Annotated in this window: 3 protein-coding genes; 1 reads left to right on the top strand and 2 read right to left on the bottom strand. The window is 60.4% G+C overall.

The window, feature by feature from the left end:
• The coding region (locus KBF66_RS19035; protein WP_296661267.1) for a pirin-like C-terminal cupin domain-containing protein at window positions 1–872 on the top strand (872 nt) is incomplete at its 5' end.
• 30 nt (window positions 873–902) lie between these two features.
• Here KBF66_RS19035 and KBF66_RS19030 read toward each other — a convergent pair.
• Entirely contained in the window at window positions 903–2,855 is a 1,953-nt protein-coding gene (locus tag KBF66_RS19030; RefSeq protein WP_296661265.1) for an alkaline phosphatase PhoX, read from the bottom strand.
• 127 nt (window positions 2,856–2,982) lie between these two features.
• Window positions 2,983–4,021: phosphoglycerate dehydrogenase (locus KBF66_RS19025; protein ID WP_296661263.1), on the bottom strand; the 1,039-nt coding region annotated here is incomplete at its 5' end.

The raw sequence follows: 4,021 nt of genomic DNA, 5'->3' as shown, positions 1-4,021 counted from the left end.
TCGGGCAGGATTTCTCCGGCAAAGACGGCTGGAGCATGTACCACGGGCAGACCATTCCCGGCTTTCCGTCACACCCGCACCGGGGCTTTGAGACCGTCACCATCACCCGCGCGGGCCTGATCGACCACTCCGATTCGCTGGGAGCTACCGCACGCTTTGGCGGTGGCGATGTGCAGTGGCTCACTGCCGGCAAGGGCGTGGTCCACTGCGAAATGTTTCCGCTCCTGAAGACTGAGCAGCCCAACCCGGCCGAACTGTTCCAGATCTGGCTCAACCTGCCCGCACGCAACAAGATGGTGGAGCCCCACTTCACCATGTTCTGGCGCGAGGACATTGCACGCGTGCACACACTGGACGCCAACGGCAAAGCCACGGAGGTCGCCTGCATTGCCGGCACATTGGGCGACGCCAAAGGGCTGCCTTCACCGCCCGACTCCTGGGCATCGCAACCGGAGTCGGACCTGGCCATCTGGACGATCCGGATGCAGCCCGGTGCACGCTGGACGCTTCCTGCGGCAAGCGGCACGGACACGCGCCGCATGCTCTACTTTTTTGCCGGTGATGCGCTCACGATTGGCGACCAGCCTGTTCCACCGGGATCGGCCATCGAGCTGGCTGCCGATCAGTCGGTTCAACTGGCTGGCGGTGCCGACCTGACCGAGATTCTGGTATTGCAGGGTCGCCCCATTGGCGAGCCCGTTGTGCAATATGGCCCGTTTGTCATGAACACCAAGGCAGAAATCCAGCGGGCGTTTGAAGACTACCGCGCGACCGAATTTGGCGGCTGGCCCTGGCCCGTCACCGACCCGGTGCACCCCCGCGAACGTGGGCGCTTTGCGCGCCACGCCGACGGTCGTGAGGAGTCCCGCTGAAGCGTCAGAAGCCTGGGAGCACCGTAAGCATCAGGCATAGGTCAGTTTGGTCTGCGTCAGTTCACCCGTAAGGTAACCCACAGCCGCACCAAACTTGTCCTTGTAGTTGGCCTTGAGCAGCGGGTCCAGGGTGGCCTTTACCACGCTGTGAATGCTGCCCCAGTCGCCGGGATGCTGGAAATTGCTCATGATGTAGGTCCAGCCATTGAGTTCATCCACCGCTTGCAGGCCTGTGGCCTCGCCCCCCGCCGGAATGGACATGATGCGTGACAGCACCTTGGTGTCAACGTTGTAGGCCCACAGGAAGTTGTTGACGTGCTGGCCGCTGTCTTCACCGATAAAGAGCGTGCGCATTTTTTCAGAGAACTTCAGGTTGTCCGGGTTGGCTATTCTGTTCGGGTTGGCGGTATTGCCCAGTGCATCGGCGGCGATGTCCTCTCCGGTCAGCAGCGCCCGGGTGTCCGCCGGCATCCACTCGCTGTTGATGGCTGCGCCGGCAGTGTCTTTCTGGCTGCCGCGCAGGTTCAGCGCCATTACAGCACCTGCGTTGAGCGCCTTGGCAATGGAAATGCCATTGCCCACCGTGTTGAAAGCATTGCCGGCCACCATGGAATCCCGGCAGTTCTGCAACGCCGAGTACGCCACCTTGTCCTTGATGTTGACGGTGGTTCCTTCCATTTTCGAGAAGCCAACCGAAGCGCCCACCAAGGCAGCGTAACGGTGCGTTTCCAGGAACGCCGCCGCCTTTTCCATACCAGGTTTGAGCTTGATCCACTCGGTCTTGCCGTTGGCATTGACCTTGGCGTAGCTGGCATCCAGTGGGTCTGTGCTGGAGACGGTCATGATGTCGGTTGGCTTGAGCGTATTGGCCAGTGCAAGGATTTCTGCGCTGGTGGCAGAGCCCAGTTTGATCCAGGTCAGCGGTGCCGGGGCGGCGGCTGTGTCCAGACTGAAACCGGCACCCACCTTGGCTACATACAGGGTTCCCGACGACAGGTCTTTCTCACGATCCGCAACAAATACAAAGTAGCCACTGTTGGTGGCATCGTCACCCATGAAGACGGTTCGGTTATCCGGCATCACCTGCACCAGCTCGTGCGAAATACGGCCCATGCAGTAATGCTTCTTGATGGAGCCGGTGCCATCGGCGTTCACGGTCACCTCGGGCGTGTGTCCGTAATGGTAGGGGTTGGCCGTCGTTTCGCTGCCATACAGGTTCTTGCTGAAGGCCTTGAATTGGGCATCGGTTGCCACCCCAAAGGCATTCGGCTCGTACTCTTCACTGGACAAATGCGTGCCCCACGGCGACAGGCTGGAGCCACAGGTAATCCACAAGCCGTTTACGCCCGAGGTGTCAACATTGTGGTACTTCACCAGCGACAGTTTGCCGGTGGAGGGGCTTTGGTCCAGGGTCAACACGGCGACGGGCGAAGGCAGCTTGCCATACATCGCGGTCACACCGTCCTGCGCCCAGGTGGCATATTCAAACTGCACGACCGCAAACACCGTGTTGCCCACCACGCCCGTCACTTTCGCGCCCGCCACGCTGAGCAGCGAAGTCCCATCGGGCGAGTCCGAGAAGTACTGGCGTGTCTTTCCCGCAACGGTGGCGTCCATGATGGGCTGGTTATTGATGTCGTAGTAGCCACCGGCCAGCGTCTTGCCACCTTTGCCGTCCGGCACCAGATCGCCCGTGATGAAGAAGGGCTGGTAGGCCAGCTTGTAGTCAAGCTTGCCGTTGTCGGTGAAGTTGACCGACATGACAGATCCGACGCTGGTGGTTGCCATGGCGGCGGCGCTGGCCAGGCTGGGTGCTGCCATGTTGGAGAAGCTCACCGAAGAAAACGTAACCGGCGCAGACGAACCACCACAGGCGGTCTGGGTCAAACCCACGGCGGCAAAGGCACCTGACAGCGGCAGCAAGGGCACGCCAGACAAGGCTTGGAGAATGGAGCGACGTGAAATTTGGGGAGTGTTTGACATGAGGCACCTTGAATGGAAAAGAGAATCTCCATCAATGGTGCCGCGCGCATGTGTCAATCGGATGACGCACGCGAGCCTTTATATCAAAATATGCCTTCTGTCCTTGTAAAACCTGAGTTTTTAGCTACTATTTATATAGCACACCGGGTGCTATGACCCGCACACGGACAACATGTTCAGTGGCCTGAATGGCCGCCACAACCGCCGCACTGGGCGCGTGCTCCACGTCCATGATGTTGAACGCCAATTCACCACGACTCTTGTTGATCATGTCCACCACGTTGACCTGGTTGGATGCCAGCACCGATAGAACATTGCCCAGCACGCCGGGCACGTTGTCGTTTGCGAAGGTGATGCGCCAAGTGCCGGGACTGCGGGCCATGGCAATGGCAGGAAAGTTGACCGCGTTGGTGATGTTGCCGTTCTCCAGAAAATCCATCAACTGGTTGGCCGCCATCATGGCGCAGTTTTCTTCCGACTCTTCGGTACTGGCGCCAATGTGCGGGGTGGCAATCACGTCGCCGCGCCCCAGCATGGCGGGCTCGGGGAAGTCACACACATATCGGCTCAGTTTGCCCTGGTCCAGAGCCTGCAGCACGGCGGCCGGGTCCACAATGGTTTCGCGGGCAAAGTTCAGCAGCACAGCCCCCTTCTTGATCAGTCCCAGCGCTTCGGCGTTGATCATGTGGTGCGTGGCGTCCATCGCCGGCACGTGGACGGATACGTAATCCGAGCGCGCCATCAGCGACTGCAGGTTCTCCATGCGCGTCACCGCATTGGACAGGCGCCACGCCGCATCGATCGACAATGCCGGGTCAAATCCGACCACCTTCATGCCCATCGCCAGCGCCATGTCAGCGACCATGGAGCCAATGGCACCCAGCCCCACAACGCCCAGCGTCTTGCCTTTGAGTTCGCCACCCACGAAGCGGGATTTTTCTTTCTCCAGCAGTTGCGCCATCTCCGCCGCATCGGTCATGTGGGTGAGCGTCTGCACGTAGGCCAGCGCGGGCAAAACATTGCGCGTGGCCAGCAGCATGCCAGCCATCACCAGCTCCTTGACCGCATTGGCGTTGGCACCCGGCGTGTTGAACACCACAATGCCCAGCTTGCTGTACTGTGCAATCGGCACGTTGTTCACGCCCGCTCCGGCACGCGCCACCGCC

Origin of the sequence: Rhodoferax sp., from assembly GCF_018063565.1 — a bacterium.
In the GTDB taxonomy this organism is placed as follows: Bacteria; Pseudomonadota; Gammaproteobacteria; order Burkholderiales; family Burkholderiaceae_C; genus Rhodoferax.
The sequence above is the reverse complement of the archived record's forward strand: the minus strand, read 5'-3'. Positions and strand labels throughout refer to the sequence as shown.